Here is a 16703-nt window from a genome sequence, read left to right as displayed (position 1 = left end):
GCGCTCAGAGAGCCCGCTCAGCCGCCGATTGCTATCCTGTCCCGGTCATGTCTTCCTCCCCGCGTCGCCTCACGTCCCTCGACGGTCTCCGTGGCGTCGCCGCGCTGATCGTGGTCGCGCACCACGTGAGCCTGCTGTACCAGCCGTTCGCGGCCACGTACATGGGAGGCGACCTCCCGGCCGAGGGCTCGGTCGCGTGGTGGTTCAGCCACTCGCCGCTGAAACTGCTGACCGCGGGGCCGGAGGCGGTCATCATCTTCTTCGTGCTCAGCGGTTTCGTGCTGAGCCTGCCCGTGCTCCGTCCGCGGGAGTTCGACTGGATGGCGTACTTCCCGCGGCGCGTGGTGCGCATCGGGCTCCCCGTGCTCTGCTCGCTCGTGTTCGCGGCTGGGCTCGCACTGCTCGTGCCGCAGATCCCGCGGTTCGGAACGAGTGCGTGGGTCGCCTCGACGAGCGTGCATCCCCTGAGCATCGAGCGGTTCCTCGTCAACATCGACCCGCTGATGACGGATGTCTCGCTCAACAACCCGCTGTGGTCCATCTTCTGGGAGATGGCGTTCTCGATGGCGCTGGCGCTGTTCGTCGGGCTCGCGGTGGCGCTCAAGCGGTTCTGGCCGCTCGTGCTGGCGCTCGTCGTCGTATCGACGTTCTTCGGGATCGATTCGCAGGCGCAGAGTTTCCGCTACCTGCCCGCATTCTTCGTCGGCGCGCTCGCGGCCGCGCTGTTCCCGCGCATCCGGAAGCTGGGCGAGACCATCTCGTCGTGGCGACTCGGGCACGTGGTCTGGGCGGTCGTCCTCGTGGCGGCGGCGATGCTGCTCATCGGCACCTGGCTGTTCCCGGCGCTGACCCCGATCCCGGCCATGTTCCTCGCGGGCTTCCAGCCCATCGCGGCGCTCCTCATCCTGATCTGCTGCCTGGAGTGGGCGCCGCTGGCCTGGCTGCTGTCCGCCGGGCCGCTGCGCTGGGCCGGCACGGTCTCGTTCAGCCTGTACCTGGTGCACGTGCCGATCATCATCACGTTCTACTACCTGTTCCCGACGCTGTCGCTTCCGGCGGTCGCCGTGCTCGCGGTGGTGACGGCCATCGCCGTGGCTGCCGGGTTCTACTGGCTGGTCGAGAAGCGCTCGCACACGCTGTCGAAGCTCACCGGAGCCGTGGTCGCGCACGCCTTCGCCACTCGTGGCGGAGACGACGCGAAGGCTATCCCTGCCCAGGCGGAGAAGCGCGAACTAGCGCCCGACGCGCGCGCCTGACTCCGCAGCGGTGTTGTCCGCGGACGCTGTGCCCGCGGAGCCCGTCTCGGTCGCCTTCTCCTGCGTCGTCGCCTCCTCCGGCCCGAACCAGGCGCTGTAGCGACCGGACGCCCAGGAGCCGACCGCACGCGACCAGCCGTGGCTGCGCTTCTCGATCAGCCAGGTGAAGCCGACCGCCACCAGCGTGGCGACGGGGATCGCGAACAGCAGGGGCACATACCAGGCCTGTCCGGCGAACAGGTAGGTGCTGAAGATCAGGATCGGCACGTGCACCAGGTACAGGCTGAACGAGATGGTCCCCGCGAACTGCAGCGGGCGCGACTCGAACAGTGCGCGCAGCGGCCTCCAGCCGATGGCAGCGACCACGAGGCCCGCTGCTGCGAGCGGCATCAGGCCCTTGAGCACGGCGACGAGCTCCGGCAGGTCGGCGACGCCGGGGCCGAACAGCCACGGCGCGATCATCAGCGCACCGCTGCCGACCGTCATCCCCGCCCACGCGATGTGCCGGATGCGACGTGCGTTCATCCGCTCGGCGAAGATGCGCACCGAGTCCAGCCGGACGGCGATCACAGCACCGACGAAGAAGGCGGGAAGGTAGGACAGCGCGCCGGCGTCCGTGCGGACGCCGAGCCAGGTGAGCAGCACGGCGGCGGCGAGGCCGCCCAGCCACCAGCGGCGCACCGCGATGGCGGCGATGGCGAAGACAGGGAGGGCGAGCGAGAAGATGAGCTCCCAGCGCAGCGACCAGAGCGGGTTGTTGATCTGGCCGTCTCCACCGAGCAGATCCCAGGCCTTGACGATGTACTCCCAACCGAAGTTCGGCGTCGACGAGTCGCTGAGCCAGGTGCCCTTGGGCTGCGTGGTGACCTGCGGGATGGCTGCGACGAACCCCGCTGCGAGCAGCACGGAGGCCATCACCGGCACCATGAGCCGCACGGCGCGGCGCGGGAAGTATGCGATCCAGTCGAAGCCGCGCCTGCGGACGACCGGGAGAGTGACGACGAGGCCGGAGAGCACGAAGAACACGATCACGGACTCCCAGCCCGCTGTGAAGAGTTTCAGCGGCGTGTAGCTGATCCACCACATCGGCGAGCCGGTCGGGGCGACCCCGGAGCCTGGCGTGCCGGGGAAGTTCGGGTTGGTGTACATGGCGTGATGCAGCAGCACGATCAGTGCCGCCGCCCCTCGAAGACCGTCGAGGGAAGCCAGTCGTTCGCTCGTCTTTTTCGTCACATTCACACCAGTACTCGACATAGGCGTGACACGCTACCCGTTGCGCCTCAGGGGTTTCTGTGACCTCTTTAGGGGTCACCTGAGAGCGCGCGGGCGCCTATTTGCCGGACGGCGTCGGAGTGGTAGGGGCGAGAGCCTGCGTCACGAGACCGTGGATCTGCGCGTAGTCGGGGTTCTGCGGGTCGATCGTCGGGGGCACCAGCTCGAGCTGCTTCACCGGGAGGGACTTGGTCTTCATCCCCAGGTCGACGAAGTAGCCGAGCATCGACTGCGGGATGTCGGTCTTCATCACCTGAGCGCCCGCGGCAGCGATGTCCTGGAACTTGCTGACGACGTTGACGGGGTTCACCTGCTTGAGGATCGCATCCTGGAGCTGACGCTGCCTGGCCATGCGGTCGTAGTCGCTCGATCCGTGCCGCGCCCTGGCGTACCACTGCGCGTAGTAGCCGTTCATGTGGTGCATCCCCGGCTCGATCCACTCCGCGACGCCGTTGAGGTTCTCGTCGCCGCCGATCGGGACGCGTTCGGTCACGTTGATGTCGACGCCGCCCAGTGCGTCGACCAGGTCGGAGAAGCCCTGCATGTCGATCAGGACGTAGTACTGGATGGTCAGGCCGGTCGCCCCCTCCAGCGCATCCCGCATCGCCTCGATGCCCGGCTCGCTGTTGTTCTTCTTGGCGTTCGGGTAGAGCTCCGGCTTGTAGAGCTCGACCTCCGTGTAGATCGAGTTGAGCTGGCAGACGTCCACGTCGCAGCGGTCCTCATAGCCGTAGCCGTCCGGGTAGATGGTGCGCAGCGGCGACTTCGCGGAGAAGGGAACAGGGTCGAGGTCGCGCGGGAGGCCGATCGTGACCGCCTGCCCGGTGTTCGCATCGATGCTGACCACGGACATGCTGTCAGGGCGCAGCCCGTCGCGGTCGGGGCCTGCGTCGCCGCCGAGCAGCATGATGTTGTACCGGCCGTTGACGGGCGGCTGCGACGGGCCCGCCGAGAAGATGTTGCCGAGGGCGCCGCGCGCCGAACCGGCGACGACAGAGGCGTACCCCGCCGTGCAGGTGAGCCCGACCAGCACGACCACGGAGAACGCCGCGATCCAGCCCCGCGCGTTCGGCTTCGCCTTGACGAGCCGAACCAGGCGCAGGGTGTCGAGGGTGAGGACGATCCACAGCACCGCATACGCGACCAGCAGGATCTGCAGCACGAGCAGTCCGCCCGTCTGGGTGAACAGCGTGTAGATCGACGACGGCGAGATCAGGTAGACGACGAGCGTGACGATCGCCAGCAGCCAGAGCAGCAGGGTGGCGATGATGCCGACGCGGCCGAGCTTCTTGCTTCCCGCGACGATCTGGGCGGAGCCGGGAAGGAGCACGTTCAGGCCGACGAGCCACCACGCCCGCTTCGTCATGATCGGAGCGGACGACACATCCGGGTGTCGCAGCGGGGTCGCGATGCTCATAGTCTCGCTTGGAGGGCCCGGTTCTTCTCTTCGACGCTGGCCTCGAGGTCGGCGGCGAACGTCTCGAGCGCCGTCTGCAGCGCGGCGTCCGAGGTCGCGAGGATCTTCACGGCCAGGAGCCCGGCGTTCCGTGCTCCCCCGATCGACACGGTCGCCACGGGCACGCCGGCCGGCATCTGCACGATCGAGAGCAGCGAGTCCAGACCGTCGAGCCTGGCGAGCGGCACGGGCACGCCGACGACGGGCAGCGTCGTGACGGCCGCGAGCATCCCCGGCAGGTGGGCGGCGCCACCGGCGCCGGCGATGATCACCTTCACCCCGCGAGAAGCGGCGCGCTTGCCGAAGTCGATCATCTTCTCCGGCGTGCGGTGGGCGGAGACGACCTCGACCTCGTGGTCGACGCCGAACTCGGCGAGCAGTCGTGACGCATCCTGCATCACCGACCAATCGGAGTCCGACCCCATCACCACGGAGACGAGCGGGCTGGTGGAGGCTGCGGGCATGACCACCATGCTAGATGCGCTCCGCCCGGCCGCAGGCGCGGCACGCCCCGCGCGACGTCAGTCCGTGAAGAAGGCGGCTGCGGCTCTCGCCTGGTACACGACGTCGTCGAGGTCGTCGCCGCCGACGGTGACGTGGCCGACCTTGCGGCCGGGGCGCGGGTCTTTGCCGTAACCGTGGAACTTGGCTGCCGGATGCGCGGCGAACGCGGCGGGGTACCTGTCCTGCAGGGAGCCCTCCGCCGGACCGCCCAGGATGTTGATCATCACCGACCAGTCGTCGCGCGTGGCCGTCGACCCGAGCGGCAGGTCGAGCACCGCGCGCAGGTGCTGCTCGAACTGGCTGGTGACCGCACCCTCGATGGACCAGTGCCCGCTGTTGTGCGGCCGCATCGCCAGCTCGTTGACCAGGATGCGGCCGTCCGTCGTCTCGAACAGCTCGACGGCGAGCACGCCCGTCACGCCGAGCCCGTCCGCGATCGTCCTGGCGATGTCCGCTGCGAGCTCTGCCGCGCGACCGGTGGAACCGGGAGCAGGTGCGATCACCTCCGCGCAGACGCCGTCGCGCTGCACAGTCTCCACCACCGGCCAGACGGCCATCTCTCCGGACGGCCTGCGTGCGACGAGCTGCGCCAGCTCCCTGCTGAACGAGACCAGCTCCTCGACGAGGAGCGCCCCTCCCCTGCCGTCCTCGGCGAGAGCGAGGAACCAGTCGTCCGCCCCGGCCGCCTCTGTGACGACGCGGACGCCCTTGCCGTCGTAGCCGCCGCGCGCCGTCTTGACCACCGCACGGCCGCCGTGGTCGGCGAGGAACGCCCCCAGCTCGTCGGCGGACTCGACAGCCGCCCAGTCCGGCACGGGCAGTCCCAGCTCGCTGAGCTTGGCGCGCATCTGCAGCTTGTCCTGCGCGTAGAGCAGTGCGTCCGGCCCCGGATGCACCTCGATGCCGCGCGCCACCAGCTCGCGGAGGATCGCCGGCGGGACGTGCTCGTGGTCGAAGGTGACCACATCCACGGTCTCAGCGAAGGCGAGGACGGTGTCGAGGTCGCGGTAGTCTCCGACGCCGGTCGCGGCGATCTCTGCGCTCATGCCCTCCGCCTCCTCGAGGACGCGGATGTCGATTCCGAGCTCGACCGCGGGCGGGACCATCATGCGGGCGAGCTGCCCTCCGCCGATCACGCCGACCGTGTTCTTGGCCATCGGATGTTCTCCTCGATACTCTTCAGGGTGGACGGGGGCAACTCCCAGACTGGGGATATCGATCGCGCGTATGCTCGCGAGCGCCCTCATCTATCTTCGCGCACATCGGGTAGGACGTATGACGATCGAGAAACAGCCGGAAACCCGGCAGTCGCGGCTCCTTCCGCAACTGGCGAAGTTCGGCGCGGTCGGCGCCGTCGGCGTTCTCGTGAACCTCGCCGTGTTCAATGCTCTGCTGCTCACACCGATGTCCGCCTCGCACTGGGGCGCCCTGATCGCGACCGTGATCGCCAACGCCGTGGCCATCGCCACCAACTACGTCGGCAACCGCTATTGGGCGTTCGCGAAGGAGCGCAGAGCGAATGTCGCACGCGAGGGCGTCGAGTTCCTGATCGTGAGCATCTGCGGGCTCGTCATCCCGGTGCTCTGCGTGTACGTGTCGCGTTTCGTGCTCGGCTTCGACAGCCGTCTGTCGGACAACATCGCCAACAACGTCGTCGGCCTCGCGCTCGGCACGGTGTTCCGGTTCGCGTTCTACCGCTGGTGGGTGTTCTCCCCGCACCGCGGCGATCGAGCGACCGGGGTTCAGGCGACGAAGGAGTCCGTGCTCGCGTCCGCGGCCCTGCCGGCGACGACGCTACCTGGATCCCCAGACGGTGGTCTCGTCCGGGACTGACTCGGACTGCTGCCTGCGCACGGCGACGACGGTCTGCGCGTGCTCCATCAGGTCGTTCAGCGCGCGCTGCACGGTGTCGGCCTTCGGAACGTCCTTGAGCACGACAGGGCGCTCCAAGCCGGAGTTGATGCGCACATCCCCCGACCGGAACGCACTCTGCAGCCAGTTGCGCTTGACGGTGACGTCGTAGCCGCGGCTGTGCAGCAGTTCCTGGCGCACCCGCACGAAGAACCCGTGGCGCAGGATGATCCGCCTGGTCGTGATCGTGTACCTCCTGCTCAGCCACGAGGCGAGCGGGAGCAGGAACAGCAGCAGGATGACGGCGGCGGCGGCCGACCACAGCAGCACGATCTCCCACACCTCGTCGAATCGCCCTGCGAAGTAGCCGAGGGCGCCGCAGGCGGCGATCAGGACGATGCTCGGCCAGAACATGGCTCTCGCGTTGGAGCGCAGACGCGCCACGATGCGTTCGGGAGGCGCGGACTGCGCTCCGGAATCGTTGGGCGTGTTGCTCATGGTCAATTAATACCGCAGGTGCGTGACGTCACCGGCCGCGACAGCCGTGATCCCGGCATCCGACTCGACCAGCAGGCGGCCGTCCTCGTCGATCCCGACGGCCGTTCCGAGCAGGTCGTCGCCAGCGGGCAGCAGCACCCTGACACTGCGGCCGATGGTGTGGCACGCCTCCGCCACCTCGTCGCGGATGGCACTCGTTACGGGGTCGCCTCCCGCCGTCTGGAACTCGCGGTAGAGGGTGGTGAGCTGGGTGAGGTAGGAGGAGAGCACCGTATCCACGTCGATGTCGTCCGCTCCGGCCACCAGCAGCGAGGTAGAGATGTCGGTCGGCAGTTCCTCGCGCGTGAGGGTCAGATTGACGCCGGAGCCGATGACGAGGCCGGAGAGGTCGGGCAGCAGTTCGGTGAGAATGCCGCAGACCTTGTTCCCGTCGATCAGCACGTCGTTCGGCCACTTGACCTCGACCTCGCCGGGCACCAGCGGATTCAGCGCCCTGCTCATCGCCAGCCCGGCGATCAGCGGGAACCAGCCGAACGATTCGACGGGGAGGTCGGCGGGCTTGATGAGCACGGACACCGCGATGGCCTTGCCGGGAGGCGAGACCCACACCCGGCCCAGGCGCCCACGGCCTCCCGTCTGGTTGTCGGTGAGGACGACCGCGAGGTCAGGCAGCTCGGCCGCCCGAGCGACGACGACGTCGTTGGTCGACCCTGCCTCCGGCAGGACATCGATCACGGGGACGATTGCGCGACTGCGGCGGAGCTCCATTGCTCCAGTCTGCCAGCGCCGGGTGAGGAATTTGTAGGGAATCCTCAACGGCACCGCCCTTCTGGTGGCAGGTAGAGTGAACGGCGTGACCGACACAGAACCTGGACAGACTGCCGATCTCCACACCACAGCGGGCAAGCTCGCCGACCTCAGGGAGCGCTTCCACGAGGCTGTGACGGCGAGCGGCCAGTCGGCCATCGAGAAGCAGCACGCCAAAGGCAAGCTCACGGCGCGCGAGCGCATCGACCTGCTCCTCGACCAGGGCTCGTTCGTGGAGTTCGACGAGTTCGTCCGCCACCGCACCCACGCCTTCGGCATGGAGAACAAGCGGCCGTACGGCGACGCTGTCGTCACCGGCGTCGGCACCATCCACGGACGCAACGTGGCCGTGTTCAGCCAGGACTTCACCATCTTCGGCGGCTCGCTCGGCGAGGTCGCAGGCGAGAAGATCATCAAGGTGATGGATCACGCCCTCAAGACCGGTGTGCCGATGATCGGCATCCTCGACTCCGGCGGAGCGCGCATCCAGGAGGGCGTGGTCGCACTCGGCAAGTACGGCGAGATCTTCCGCCGGAACACCGCGGCATCCGGTGTCATCCCGCAGATCTCGATCGTCATGGGCCCCGCAGCGGGCGGCGCCGTGTACTCGCCGGCGCTCACCGACTTCGTCATCATGGTCGACAAGTCGAGCCACATGTTCGTGACCGGCCCCGACGTGATCAAGACGGTCACCGGTGAGGACGTCGGCTTCGAGGAGCTCGGCGGAGCGCTCACCCACAACAAGATCTCCGGCGTCTCGCACTACCTCGCGAGCGACGAAGAGGACGCGCTCGACTACGCCCGCACCCTGCTCAGCTACCTGCCGCAGAACAACCTGGCGGAGCTGCCGGTGTTCGGCGCTGAGCCGGAGCTGGAGCTGACGGATGCGGACCGCAAGCTCAACACGATCATCCCGGACTCCCCCAACCAGCCGTACGACGTGAAGTCGATCATCGAGGGGGTCGTCGACGACGGAGAGTTCCTGGAGATCCAGCCGCTGTTCGCGCCGAACATCGTGATCGGCTTCGCACGGGTGGAGGGCCACTCGGTCGGCATCGTGGCCAACCAGCCGAGCGCGATGGCCGGAACCCTCAACATCGACGCGGGCGAGAAGGCATCGAGGTTCGTGCGCTTCTGCGACGCGTTCAGCATCCCGATCCTCACGCTGGTGGATGTTCCCGGATACCTTCCCGGCACCGACCAGGAGTGGACCGGCGTGATCCGCCGAGGGGCGAAGCTGCTCTACGCGTACGCGGAGGCCACCGTTCCCCTGGTGACGATCATCACCCGCAAGGCGTACGGCGGCGCATACATCGTCATGGGCTCGAAGCAGCTCGGCGCCGACATCAACCTGGCGTGGCCGACCGCCGAGATCGCCGTCATGGGCGGTCAGGGCGCCGTGAACATCCTGTACCGCGGCGAGATCAAGCGCGCGGAGGAGGCAGGCGAGGACGTCGCCGCCGTCCGCACGAAGCTCGCCAACGAGTACACGTACAACGTCGCCAGCCCGTTCCTCGCCGCAGAGCGCGGAGAGCTGGACGGCGTGATCGAGCCCGCTGCGACGCGCGTCTCGGTCATCAAGGCTCTGCGGGCGCTGCGCACCAAGCGTGCGTCGATGCCGCCGAAGAAGCACGGGAACATCCCGCTGTGACCTCCGACGCCGAGAACATCCGGATCGTCACGCGCGGCGTGACGCCGGAGGAGGTGGCCGCCGTGACCGCGGTGCTCACGGCCGCCCTGGCCGAGGCGGAGGCGGCAGCACGGGATGCGCGCCCCGCGACCGGCCCTGACGCCTGGGCCAGAAGCCAGCGCGCGCTGCGCACGCCGCTCGCGCCCGGTGTCGGAGCGTGGCGGTCGTTCAACGGCTGACCGGCGTGTACCCCACGATCAGCGGCCCCCGAGTGCGGGACAAGCCGCTTTTCGCCGGGTCGGAGAGCGGCCAGGGACGGATTGTCCCCCATGTCCTCCAAAATGACGACTTTTTATCTTGTGGCGTGATCGGCACTATAGATAGTGCTAGGTGTCTCTCCTCGTGAGTCACACCGCCAATCACTCGCCGACTAGGGTAAGCGGGCGAGTGTTTTGGGGGCGAGTCAGGGCGATATTCGGGTTGTCGCCCTGACTCGGGGTTTGAAAAGGGGCCGACAATTCGGGTGTCGGCCCCTTTCTCCTTTTCTGCCGCGATACGCGACGCAACCCCCGCTGCGCAGTCTCCCGCGCCTCGTCGCTCCGCTCCGCGCCGCGCGCTCGGCAGGAGAAACGCCGCCCATCCAGCCAGAGCTCCGTCGTTACGGAGAATCCAGCGGCGTGTCCCGCCGGATCTCCTGCCGAACTACGCCTCGTGAATCGGGCGCGGGATCTCCAGCCAGAGGTCGACCTCGTCGTCCTCGGTGTCCGCGCCGAGCGCGTTGGCGTTGCCGTCGTCGGACATGCGCAGCCCCACCACCGTGACCGCCGTCTTCGAGGAGCGCGGCACCGTGCGCACGATGAGCTTGTCCGTGGTCGTGCCGCGGATCGCATCCGCCAGGCGACGCAGGACGCCGTCGAGGGCGCGCTGGTCGAGGTCGTCGATGCCGCCCTCGTCGAGGAGGCTGACGACGACGCCCCGGCGACGCGCATCCATCACCTGGCGGCGCACATCGTCGTTCAGCAGACGGCGACCACGGATCTCGTCGCGGATGGCTCCCTCGAGGTAACGGCACTCCCGTCGCTCCGCCTCGGTCAGGTCTCCGCCGCGGCGCACGATCTCCGCGAGCATCGGCGCTGCCACCCGGTAGGTCTGGCGCAGGCGCAACTGGCGCTCCATGACGTGCGCCTCCTGGGCGGCCTGCCACTCGGTGGCCTCCCGCTCCGCGCGGGCGAACTGCAGCGCGTCCCTGCCCGCCTTGGCGAGCGAGCCGGAAATGACGACAGCGACGCCCACCCAGACCACAGAGCCGATGACGCCGAGGCCGGCGAGCGCGGGGACGCCGGCCCAGACGATGGTCTGCACGGCCAAGTAGCCGACGCCCACCCACGCGGCGAACTGCTGCCGACGAACCGCGGCGATCGTCATCAGCGTTCCGACCGCAGCGACGTACCAGGTGGCGTACCCGTTGTCGTTCGCCGGATCGAGCTGGCTGGTGACCAGGATCGGGATGGCGACGCAGACCGCGAGGTCGAACGCGGCGAGCCAGAGCGGCATCTTGGTCGGGCTGGTGGGCCACAGGCTGATCACCGTCGCGACCGCATACAGGATCATCGCGGCGATCGGCGGACCGGGGTTGACCGGCGTCGACAGCGACGACAGCGCCAGGAAGAGATGATACGCGGAGAACAGCGCTCCGAGGCCGAGGAAGAGGAACCGGGGCAGGGTGATCACGCCCGCACCTCCGCATCGCTCTCCGACGACGGCCACAGGATGGTCACCGTCGTGCCCTCGCCCGGCGCAGACTCGATCCTGGCGTGGCCGCCCACCTTCGACAGACGCTCCCGGATGCTCACCCGCAGGCCGAGACGTTCGGCGGGCACGTCAGCGGCCGAGAACCCGCGGCCGGTGTCGGCCACGACGATGTGCACGGTCGCCTGCGGGCTGCCGCCGCGGATCGAGAGCGTGCGCCGCACCTCCTTGCTGCCCGCGTGCTGCATACTGTTCACCATCGCCTGGACGGTGGCCGAGTACACGGCCTCCGCGACGTTCACCGGGAGCACGTGCACCTCGACGTCGCGCACGTCCAGCTCGAACGGCGACGAGAATGCGTTCGCAGCGGTGAAGATCCGCTCGCTCAGCCGGTCGAGTCCCACGAGCGACTGGTCCTCCGGGCTCGAGGCCTCTGCCGCGTGCAGGTGGCCGATGGCGTCGGACGCCATGCGGGCCGCGAGCTCCTTCGCCTCCGGCGTGCGGGCGCTGGCCGCGGAGAGCAGGGTGGTCAGCACGCTGTCGTGCACGATCGCATCCACCTGGACGCGCTCCACCTCCGTGGCGTGCTGACGCACGGCGTTGGCGTACTTGGCGAGCGCCTGGCTCTGCGCGGTGTCCACAGTGGATGCGGCCTGCCGCAGCATCGCGATGATCACCAGGATCACGCCGCCCAGGATGATCGCGTACAGCGCGTCGAGTCCTGCCAGCTCTGCGCCGACACCGCCGCCAGCAGGGAGCGCGCGGACGACCCCATAGGCGATCGGGGTGATGAACGTGTACGCGGTCGCCAGCCACAGCGGGAACGCGACGGCCGCGAACGCGGTGAAGACGGAGCAGAGGAACCACACCCACGGTTTGTCCGCGGCGAACGAGTGCGAGTCGAGAGCGATCAGCGGCCAGGTGACGATGGCGGCGAAGTAGACGACGGACAGGGTACCCATCGCGGCCTTCACGAACCGCTGGACGATCGCGAGCAGGACGATGGCGGCCAGACCGCCGAACACCACGACGATCTCGATCAGACCCCACGGCGAGCGGAGCCCGGGAAGCTGGCCGAGCGCGGTCGGGATGGTCTGCAGGCCGAACACCAGGCCGAAGGCCGACACGCTCCGACCCGCGATGCGCTCGAACCGCTCGCGGCTGATCGGGTTGCGCGGTTGGGACGCCTCCGGAGGGGCGGTCCGCGGTGGCGCGCTAGTTGCGCTCATTGCCCGTGTCGGGGTCGAGCCCGGGCAGGATTCCGTCTTCGACGGCACGGCGGAGCAGGTCGACCTTGGTCGGGGCCGGGCGTCCGACCTCGACGTATTTCACCCGGATGCGGTCGAGGTACTCGCGGGCGGTCGAGTTGGCGATGCCGAGCTGAGCGGCGACCGCCTTGAGCGGCAGGCCGGACGCGTACAGGTGCAGCACATCCCGTTCGCGGCGGCCGAGCTGGGCCTTGGCGAAGTCGCTGTCCGCGTCGATCGCGGTGGCCCACTCGAGGTTGTTGAGCACGTCGCCGCTCGCCACCGTCTTGATGGCGTTCATGACCGTGGTGGTCGGCGACGACTTGGGGATGACACCGGCCGCTCCGGCGGCGAGCGCCTCCCGGACGCTGGCGACCCGGTCGGCGATGCTGTGCACGAGCACGGCGGCGCCGGTCGCCTGGGCGCGCTTGACATTGTCCGTGACCTTCGAGCCGTCTCCGAGGGAGAGGTCGAGGACGACGACGTCGCATTCCTGCGCGCCGAGGAGCGAGACGAACTCGTCGACGGTTGCCGCGGTGACCAGCACCTCGTAGCCCGCGTCCTGACAGGCCGCTTTCAGCCCAAGACGCACGGACTCGTGATCATCGACGATTGCCACCCGCACCATGCTGACCATCGTAGTGGGGCGATGCGACGCTGACGCGCTCACGGCGCCAGCGTGGCGACGGCCTCGACGTGGTGGGTGTTCGGGAACAGGTCGAAGGCGCGCAGGGTGCGCAGCGGGTACCCCCGCTCCGCGAACAGTGCGACGTCGCGGGCGAGGGCCACGGGATCGCAGGCCACGTAGACGATCTGGGCGGGTGCGAGCGATGCGATCGCGTCGACGACGGCGCGCCCTGCGCCGGAGCGCGGAGGGTCGAGGACGATGGTCGCGGCTCGCAGCCGTGCCCGCTCGACGGCGGACGCCTCCCCGGCGAGTCGCTGGACGAACCGCTCCACTCTGTCGGTGACGACGGATGCTCCGAGCCAGTCCGCGAGGTTCTCCGCCGCGTTGTCGGTGGCCGCTTCGTCGCTCTCCACCGACGTGATGCGCAGCGTCGACCCGAAGCGGTCTCCGAGAGCCGCCGCGAGGAGCCCCACGCCGCCGTAGAGGTCGAGGTTCGCCGCGCGCGGGTCGAACAAGGCCTCATCCACCGCTGACTGGACGGCCTCGGTGAGCGTGGCCGCTGCTGCACGGTGCACCTGCCAGAAGCCGCGTGCATCCAACTGGAACTCGCGGTCGCCGACGATCTCGCGGATCGGCACGGGACGCTGTCGAGGGCGGACGAGCTTCCTGCCGCGCTTGACGGGGGCTTCGTTGACCAGGAGGTGCGCGGCTCCCGTTGCCGTGGCGACGACGTCGACGGACTCTGCGCCCGGGAAGGTCTGGCCGAACGGCGCCGTCTCATCGACGAGTTCCGTCGCGAGCGGCAGGTTCGTCACGGGGACGACGGTGTGCGAGCGCGCGGCGTACGGGCCGACCGCTCCCGACCTGTCCACCTGCAGCCGGACGCGCGTGCGCCATCCCGTGCCGTCCGCGGTCTCGCCCGCGACCGGCTCGACCTGCACGTCGGTGTCCAGCTTCGCCATGCGCTGCATCGCGTCCGCGATCACCTGGCGCTTGAGCTCGCGCTGGTGGGCGAGGCGGATGTGTCCGAACTCGGCGCCGCCCGCCCTGTTGCCCGGATCCCGGTGGATGGATGCGGCCTCCCAGACGTGCTCCTGCCGTTCAGGAGCAGCGTCGAGCACCTCCAGGGTCTCCGCGCGCCAGAAGCTGTCGTGCTTCCGGTCGGTGATCCTGGCCCGGATGCGCTCCCCGGGCAGGGTGTCTGGCACGAAGACGACACGGCCTTCGTGGCGTGCGACGAAGACGCCGCCGTGGGCGACGTTGGTAATGTCGAGGTCGACCTCATCGAACTGGGGCATCCGTCGAGCATCCCACAGGAACCCATGCGCCTCTACTTGGCATCAACGTCACCCGCCAGGCTCGCACTGCTCCGCGCCGCGGGGATCGAGCCGATCGTCGTCCCCTCCCACGTGGACGAGCCGGCCGCCGTTCTTGCGGCAGAGGCCGAGCACGGTCCACTCTCCGCCGACGCGATGGTCCAGTTGCTCGCCAGGCTGAAGGCGGAGGCCGTGCGCGGAGACCTGAACGGCGAGCCCATCGACGGCTTCATCCTCGGCGGGGATTCCGCGTTCGAGCTCGATGGCGAGATCCACGGCAAGCCGCACCAGCCGGAGACGGCGCGCTCGCGCTGGCTCGCGCAGCGCGGCCGCACAGGGCGACTGCACTCCGGCCACTGGCTGATCGACCACAGGAACGGCACCGAGAACCAGGCGGTCGGCCGGACGGCGGTGGCCTCTGTCACGTTCGCCGACGTGTCGGAGGACGAGATCGACGCGTACGTCGCCACCGGAGAGCCTCTCGAGGTCGCTGGGGCGTTCACGATCGACAGTCTCGGCGGCCCGTTCATCACGCGCGTGGACGGAGACCCGAGTACGGTGGTGGGTCTCTCCCTCTCCACTCTGAGAGAGCTGTTCGTCGAACTGGGCGTGAACTGGCCCGACCTGTGGAACCGGCGACTGTAGTCACCCTCACGCCCGACCCGACCATTTTTGTGGGGATCACCCAAAAGACTCCCCCGCCCGAGCAATAGGCTAGGAAACTGTGCCACGTATCACCAAGGTCCTCATCGCCAACCGGGGCGAGATCGCCGTCCGGGTCGTCCGCGCAGCGAAAGACAGCGGTATCGCGTCGGTCGCGGTCTACGCCGACCAGGACAGAGACGCCATGCACGTCCGCCTCGCCGACGAGGCGTACGCCCTCGACGGCACGACCAGCGCGGAGACATACCTGGTCATCGACAAGCTGCTCTCCATCGCCCGCAGGTCCGGCGCAGACGCTGTGCACCCTGGCTACGGCTTCCTCGCGGAGAACGCCGACTTCGCCCGCGCGGTCATCGCGGCTGGCCTGACCTGGATCGGCCCGTCCGCCGACGCGATCGAGCGCCTGGGAGACAAGGTCTCGGCGCGCCACGTGGCGGAGAAGGTGGGCGCACCGCTCGCCCCTGGAACGCTGAACCCGGTCGCCGACGCGTCCGAGGTGCTCGACTTCGTGGACGTCCACGGACTGCCGGTCGCCATCAAGGCGGCGTTCGGCGGCGGCGGCCGCGGCCTCAAGGTCGCTCGCACGCGCGACGAGGTCCCCGAGCTGTTCGAGTCGGCGACGCGCGAGGCCATCGCGGCGTTCGGTCGCGGCGAGTGCTTCGTCGAGAAGTACCTCGACCAGCCGCGACACGTCGAGACCCAGTGCCTGGCCGACGCCTACGGCAATGTTGTCGTCGTCTCCACCCGCGACTGCTCGCTGCAGCGCAGGCACCAGAAGCTCGTCGAGGAGGCGCCGGCGCCGTTCCTCACGCAGGAGCAGACCGACCAGCTCTACTCCGCATCCAAGGCCATCCTCAAGGAGGTCGGCTACCAGGGCGCAGGCACCTGCGAGTTCCTGATCGGCAAAGACGGCACCGTCTCGTTCCTCGAGGTCAACACGCGCCTTCAGGTGGAGCATCCCGTGTCGGAAGAGGTCACCGGCATCGACCTGGTGCGCGAGCAGTTCCGCCTCGCAGAGGGCGGCGAGCTCGACTACGCAGACCCCGTCGCGTCTGGGCACTCGTTCGAGTTCCGCATCAACGGCGAGGACGCTGGGCGCGGCTTCATCCCCTCCCCCGGCCCTGTGCACGTCTTCAAGGCGCCCGGCGGCCCCGGCGTGCGCGTGGACAGCGGCATACAGGCCGGCGACGTGATCAGCGGATCGTTCGACTCGATGCTGGCCAAGCTGATCGTCACGGGTGCGAACCGCGAGGAAGCGCTCGAGCGCTCCCGCCGCGCGCTCGACGAGTTCGAGGTCGCCGGTCTGCCCACCGTGCTGCCGTTCCACCGCGCGATCGTCCGCGACCCTGCCTTCGCGCCGCAGGACGGCGAGCCGTTCTCCATCTACACCCGCTGGATCGAGACGGACTGGCAGGGTGACATCGCCCCCTGGTCCGGCGAGCTCGGCGACGCCGCCCCCGCCGAACGCCGCAACAGCGTGGTGGTCGAGGTCGAGGGCAAGCGCATCGAGGTCTCCCTGCCCGCGAGGCTCCTCAGCGGCGGAGCGGACACCACCGCATCCACCCCCGCCCCTCGTCGTCGTGGCGGTGCGCACGCCGTCGACACGGCCACCGGCGATTCCGTGACGGCCCCGATGCAGGCCACCGTCGTGAAGCTCGCTGTGGCGGACGGAGACGAGGTCGTCAAGGGCGACCTCGTGCTCGTCCTCGAGGCCATGAAGATGGAGCAGCCGCTCACCGCCCACAAGGACGGCACCGTCGCCGGCATCAACGCCGCCGTCGGCGAGACCGTGTCCTCCGGCCACCTGCTGCTCAACATCGTCTGAC

At 68.9% G+C, this 16703-nt stretch carries 16 protein-coding genes; 6 read left to right on the top strand and 10 right to left on the bottom strand.

Annotated features, from left to right (window positions below; all coding sequences use genetic code 11):
* Nucleotides 1-47 precede the first annotated feature (47 nt).
* On the top strand, nt 48-1256 hold the full coding sequence (locus tag ACYVGI_RS16580) for an acyltransferase family protein (RefSeq protein ID WP_460633688.1): 1209 nt from the start codon (nt 48-50) through the stop codon (nt 1254-1256).
* Here the strand turns inward: ACYVGI_RS16580 and ACYVGI_RS16575 are convergent.
* The 4 genes from ACYVGI_RS16575 to ACYVGI_RS16560 form a co-directional block, all read right to left on the bottom strand.
* A complete protein-coding gene (locus ACYVGI_RS16575) occupies nt 1233-2495 on the bottom strand; it encodes an acyltransferase family protein (RefSeq protein ID WP_460633687.1) in 1263 nt (420 codons plus the stop codon). The genes ACYVGI_RS16580 and ACYVGI_RS16575 overlap by 24 nt on opposite strands.
* A gap of 91 nt (nt 2496-2586) precedes the next feature.
* Entirely contained in the window at nt 2587-3945 is a 1359-nt protein-coding gene (locus tag ACYVGI_RS16570) for an LCP family protein (protein WP_460633686.1), read from the bottom strand.
* Nucleotides 3942-4457 (bottom strand): 5-(carboxyamino)imidazole ribonucleotide mutase, encoded by a 516-nt coding sequence (purE, locus tag ACYVGI_RS16565; protein ID WP_460633685.1) that lies wholly within the window; start codon nt 4455-4457, stop codon nt 3942-3944. Before purE ends, ACYVGI_RS16570 begins: the two co-directional genes overlap by 4 nt.
* Nucleotides 4458-4505: 48 nt before the next feature.
* Nucleotides 4506-5645 (bottom strand): 5-(carboxyamino)imidazole ribonucleotide synthase, encoded by a 1140-nt coding sequence (locus tag ACYVGI_RS16560; protein ID WP_460633684.1) that lies wholly within the window; start codon nt 5643-5645, stop codon nt 4506-4508.
* Nucleotides 5646-5763: 118 nt separating this feature from the next.
* Here ACYVGI_RS16560 and ACYVGI_RS16555 point away from each other — a divergent pair, with 118 nt between their 5' ends.
* Nucleotides 5764-6321 carry a GtrA family protein gene (locus tag ACYVGI_RS16555; RefSeq protein WP_460633683.1) on the top strand — a complete coding sequence of 186 codons (558 nt, stop codon included), beginning with the start codon at nt 5764-5766 and terminating at the stop codon, nt 6319-6321.
* On the opposite strand, the gene ACYVGI_RS16550 is transcribed toward ACYVGI_RS16555, so the two are convergent.
* Complete coding sequence (locus tag ACYVGI_RS16550) at nt 6283-6837, bottom strand: PH domain-containing protein (RefSeq protein WP_460633682.1); 555 nt, start codon at nt 6835-6837, stop codon at nt 6283-6285. The two genes, ACYVGI_RS16555 and ACYVGI_RS16550, sit on opposite strands and share 39 nt — an antisense overlap.
* A gap of 6 nt (nt 6838-6843) precedes the next feature.
* Nucleotides 6844-7605, bottom strand: coding sequence for a biotin--[acetyl-CoA-carboxylase] ligase (locus ACYVGI_RS16545; RefSeq protein WP_460633681.1), 762 nt, complete (start codon nt 7603-7605; stop codon nt 6844-6846).
* A 76-nt stretch (nt 7606-7681) separates the two neighbouring features.
* On the opposite strand from ACYVGI_RS16545, the gene ACYVGI_RS16540 reads away from it, so the two are divergent.
* Together ACYVGI_RS16540 and ACYVGI_RS16535 are read left to right on the top strand one after the other, a co-directional pair.
* Nucleotides 7682-9295: an acyl-CoA carboxylase subunit beta gene (locus ACYVGI_RS16540; protein ID WP_460633680.1), complete on the top strand. Its 1614-nt coding sequence runs from the start codon at nt 7682-7684 to the stop codon at nt 9293-9295.
* A complete protein-coding gene (locus ACYVGI_RS16535; RefSeq protein WP_460633679.1) occupies nt 9292-9513 on the top strand; it encodes an acyl-CoA carboxylase epsilon subunit in 222 nt (73 codons plus the stop codon). The genes ACYVGI_RS16540 and ACYVGI_RS16535 overlap by 4 nt, the downstream gene beginning before the upstream one ends.
* A 463-nt stretch (nt 9514-9976) precedes the next feature.
* On the opposite strand, the gene ACYVGI_RS16530 is transcribed toward ACYVGI_RS16535, so the two are convergent.
* From ACYVGI_RS16530 to ACYVGI_RS16515, 4 genes are read right to left on the bottom strand one after another with little or no spacing between them, the layout of a single operon-like run.
* Nucleotides 9977-11005, bottom strand: coding sequence for a hypothetical protein (locus ACYVGI_RS16530; protein ID WP_460633678.1), 1029 nt, complete (start codon nt 11003-11005; stop codon nt 9977-9979).
* Nucleotides 11002-12252: a sensor histidine kinase gene (locus ACYVGI_RS16525; protein WP_460633677.1), complete on the bottom strand. Its 1251-nt coding sequence runs from the start codon at nt 12250-12252 to the stop codon at nt 11002-11004. Before ACYVGI_RS16525 ends, ACYVGI_RS16530 begins: the two co-directional genes overlap by 4 nt.
* Nucleotides 12239-12898 carry a response regulator transcription factor gene (locus ACYVGI_RS16520; protein ID WP_460633676.1) on the bottom strand — a complete coding sequence of 220 codons (660 nt, stop codon included), beginning with the start codon at nt 12896-12898 and terminating at the stop codon, nt 12239-12241. The genes ACYVGI_RS16525 and ACYVGI_RS16520 overlap by 14 nt, the downstream gene beginning before the upstream one ends.
* Nucleotides 12899-12936: 38 nt before the next feature.
* The gene (locus tag ACYVGI_RS16515; protein WP_460633675.1) at nt 12937-14196 is read right to left on the bottom strand and encodes a class I SAM-dependent RNA methyltransferase; all 1260 of its coding nucleotides are present in this window, start codon (nt 14194-14196) and stop codon (nt 12937-12939) included.
* A 24-nt stretch (nt 14197-14220) separates the two neighbouring features.
* Between ACYVGI_RS16515 and ACYVGI_RS16510 the strand changes: the two genes are divergently transcribed.
* On the top strand, nt 14221-14859 hold the full coding sequence (locus tag ACYVGI_RS16510; RefSeq protein WP_460633674.1) for a Maf family protein: 639 nt from the start codon (nt 14221-14223) through the stop codon (nt 14857-14859).
* A gap of 79 nt (nt 14860-14938) precedes the next feature.
* Nucleotides 14939-16702, top strand: a complete 1764-nt coding sequence (locus ACYVGI_RS16505) for an acetyl/propionyl/methylcrotonyl-CoA carboxylase subunit alpha (RefSeq protein WP_460633673.1) — start codon at nt 14939-14941, stop codon at nt 16700-16702.
* Nucleotide 16703: the final 1 nt, after the last annotated feature.

This window comes from Leifsonia lichenia, assembly GCF_054780215.1.
This window is presented reverse-complemented; position numbering and strand designations above follow the sequence as displayed.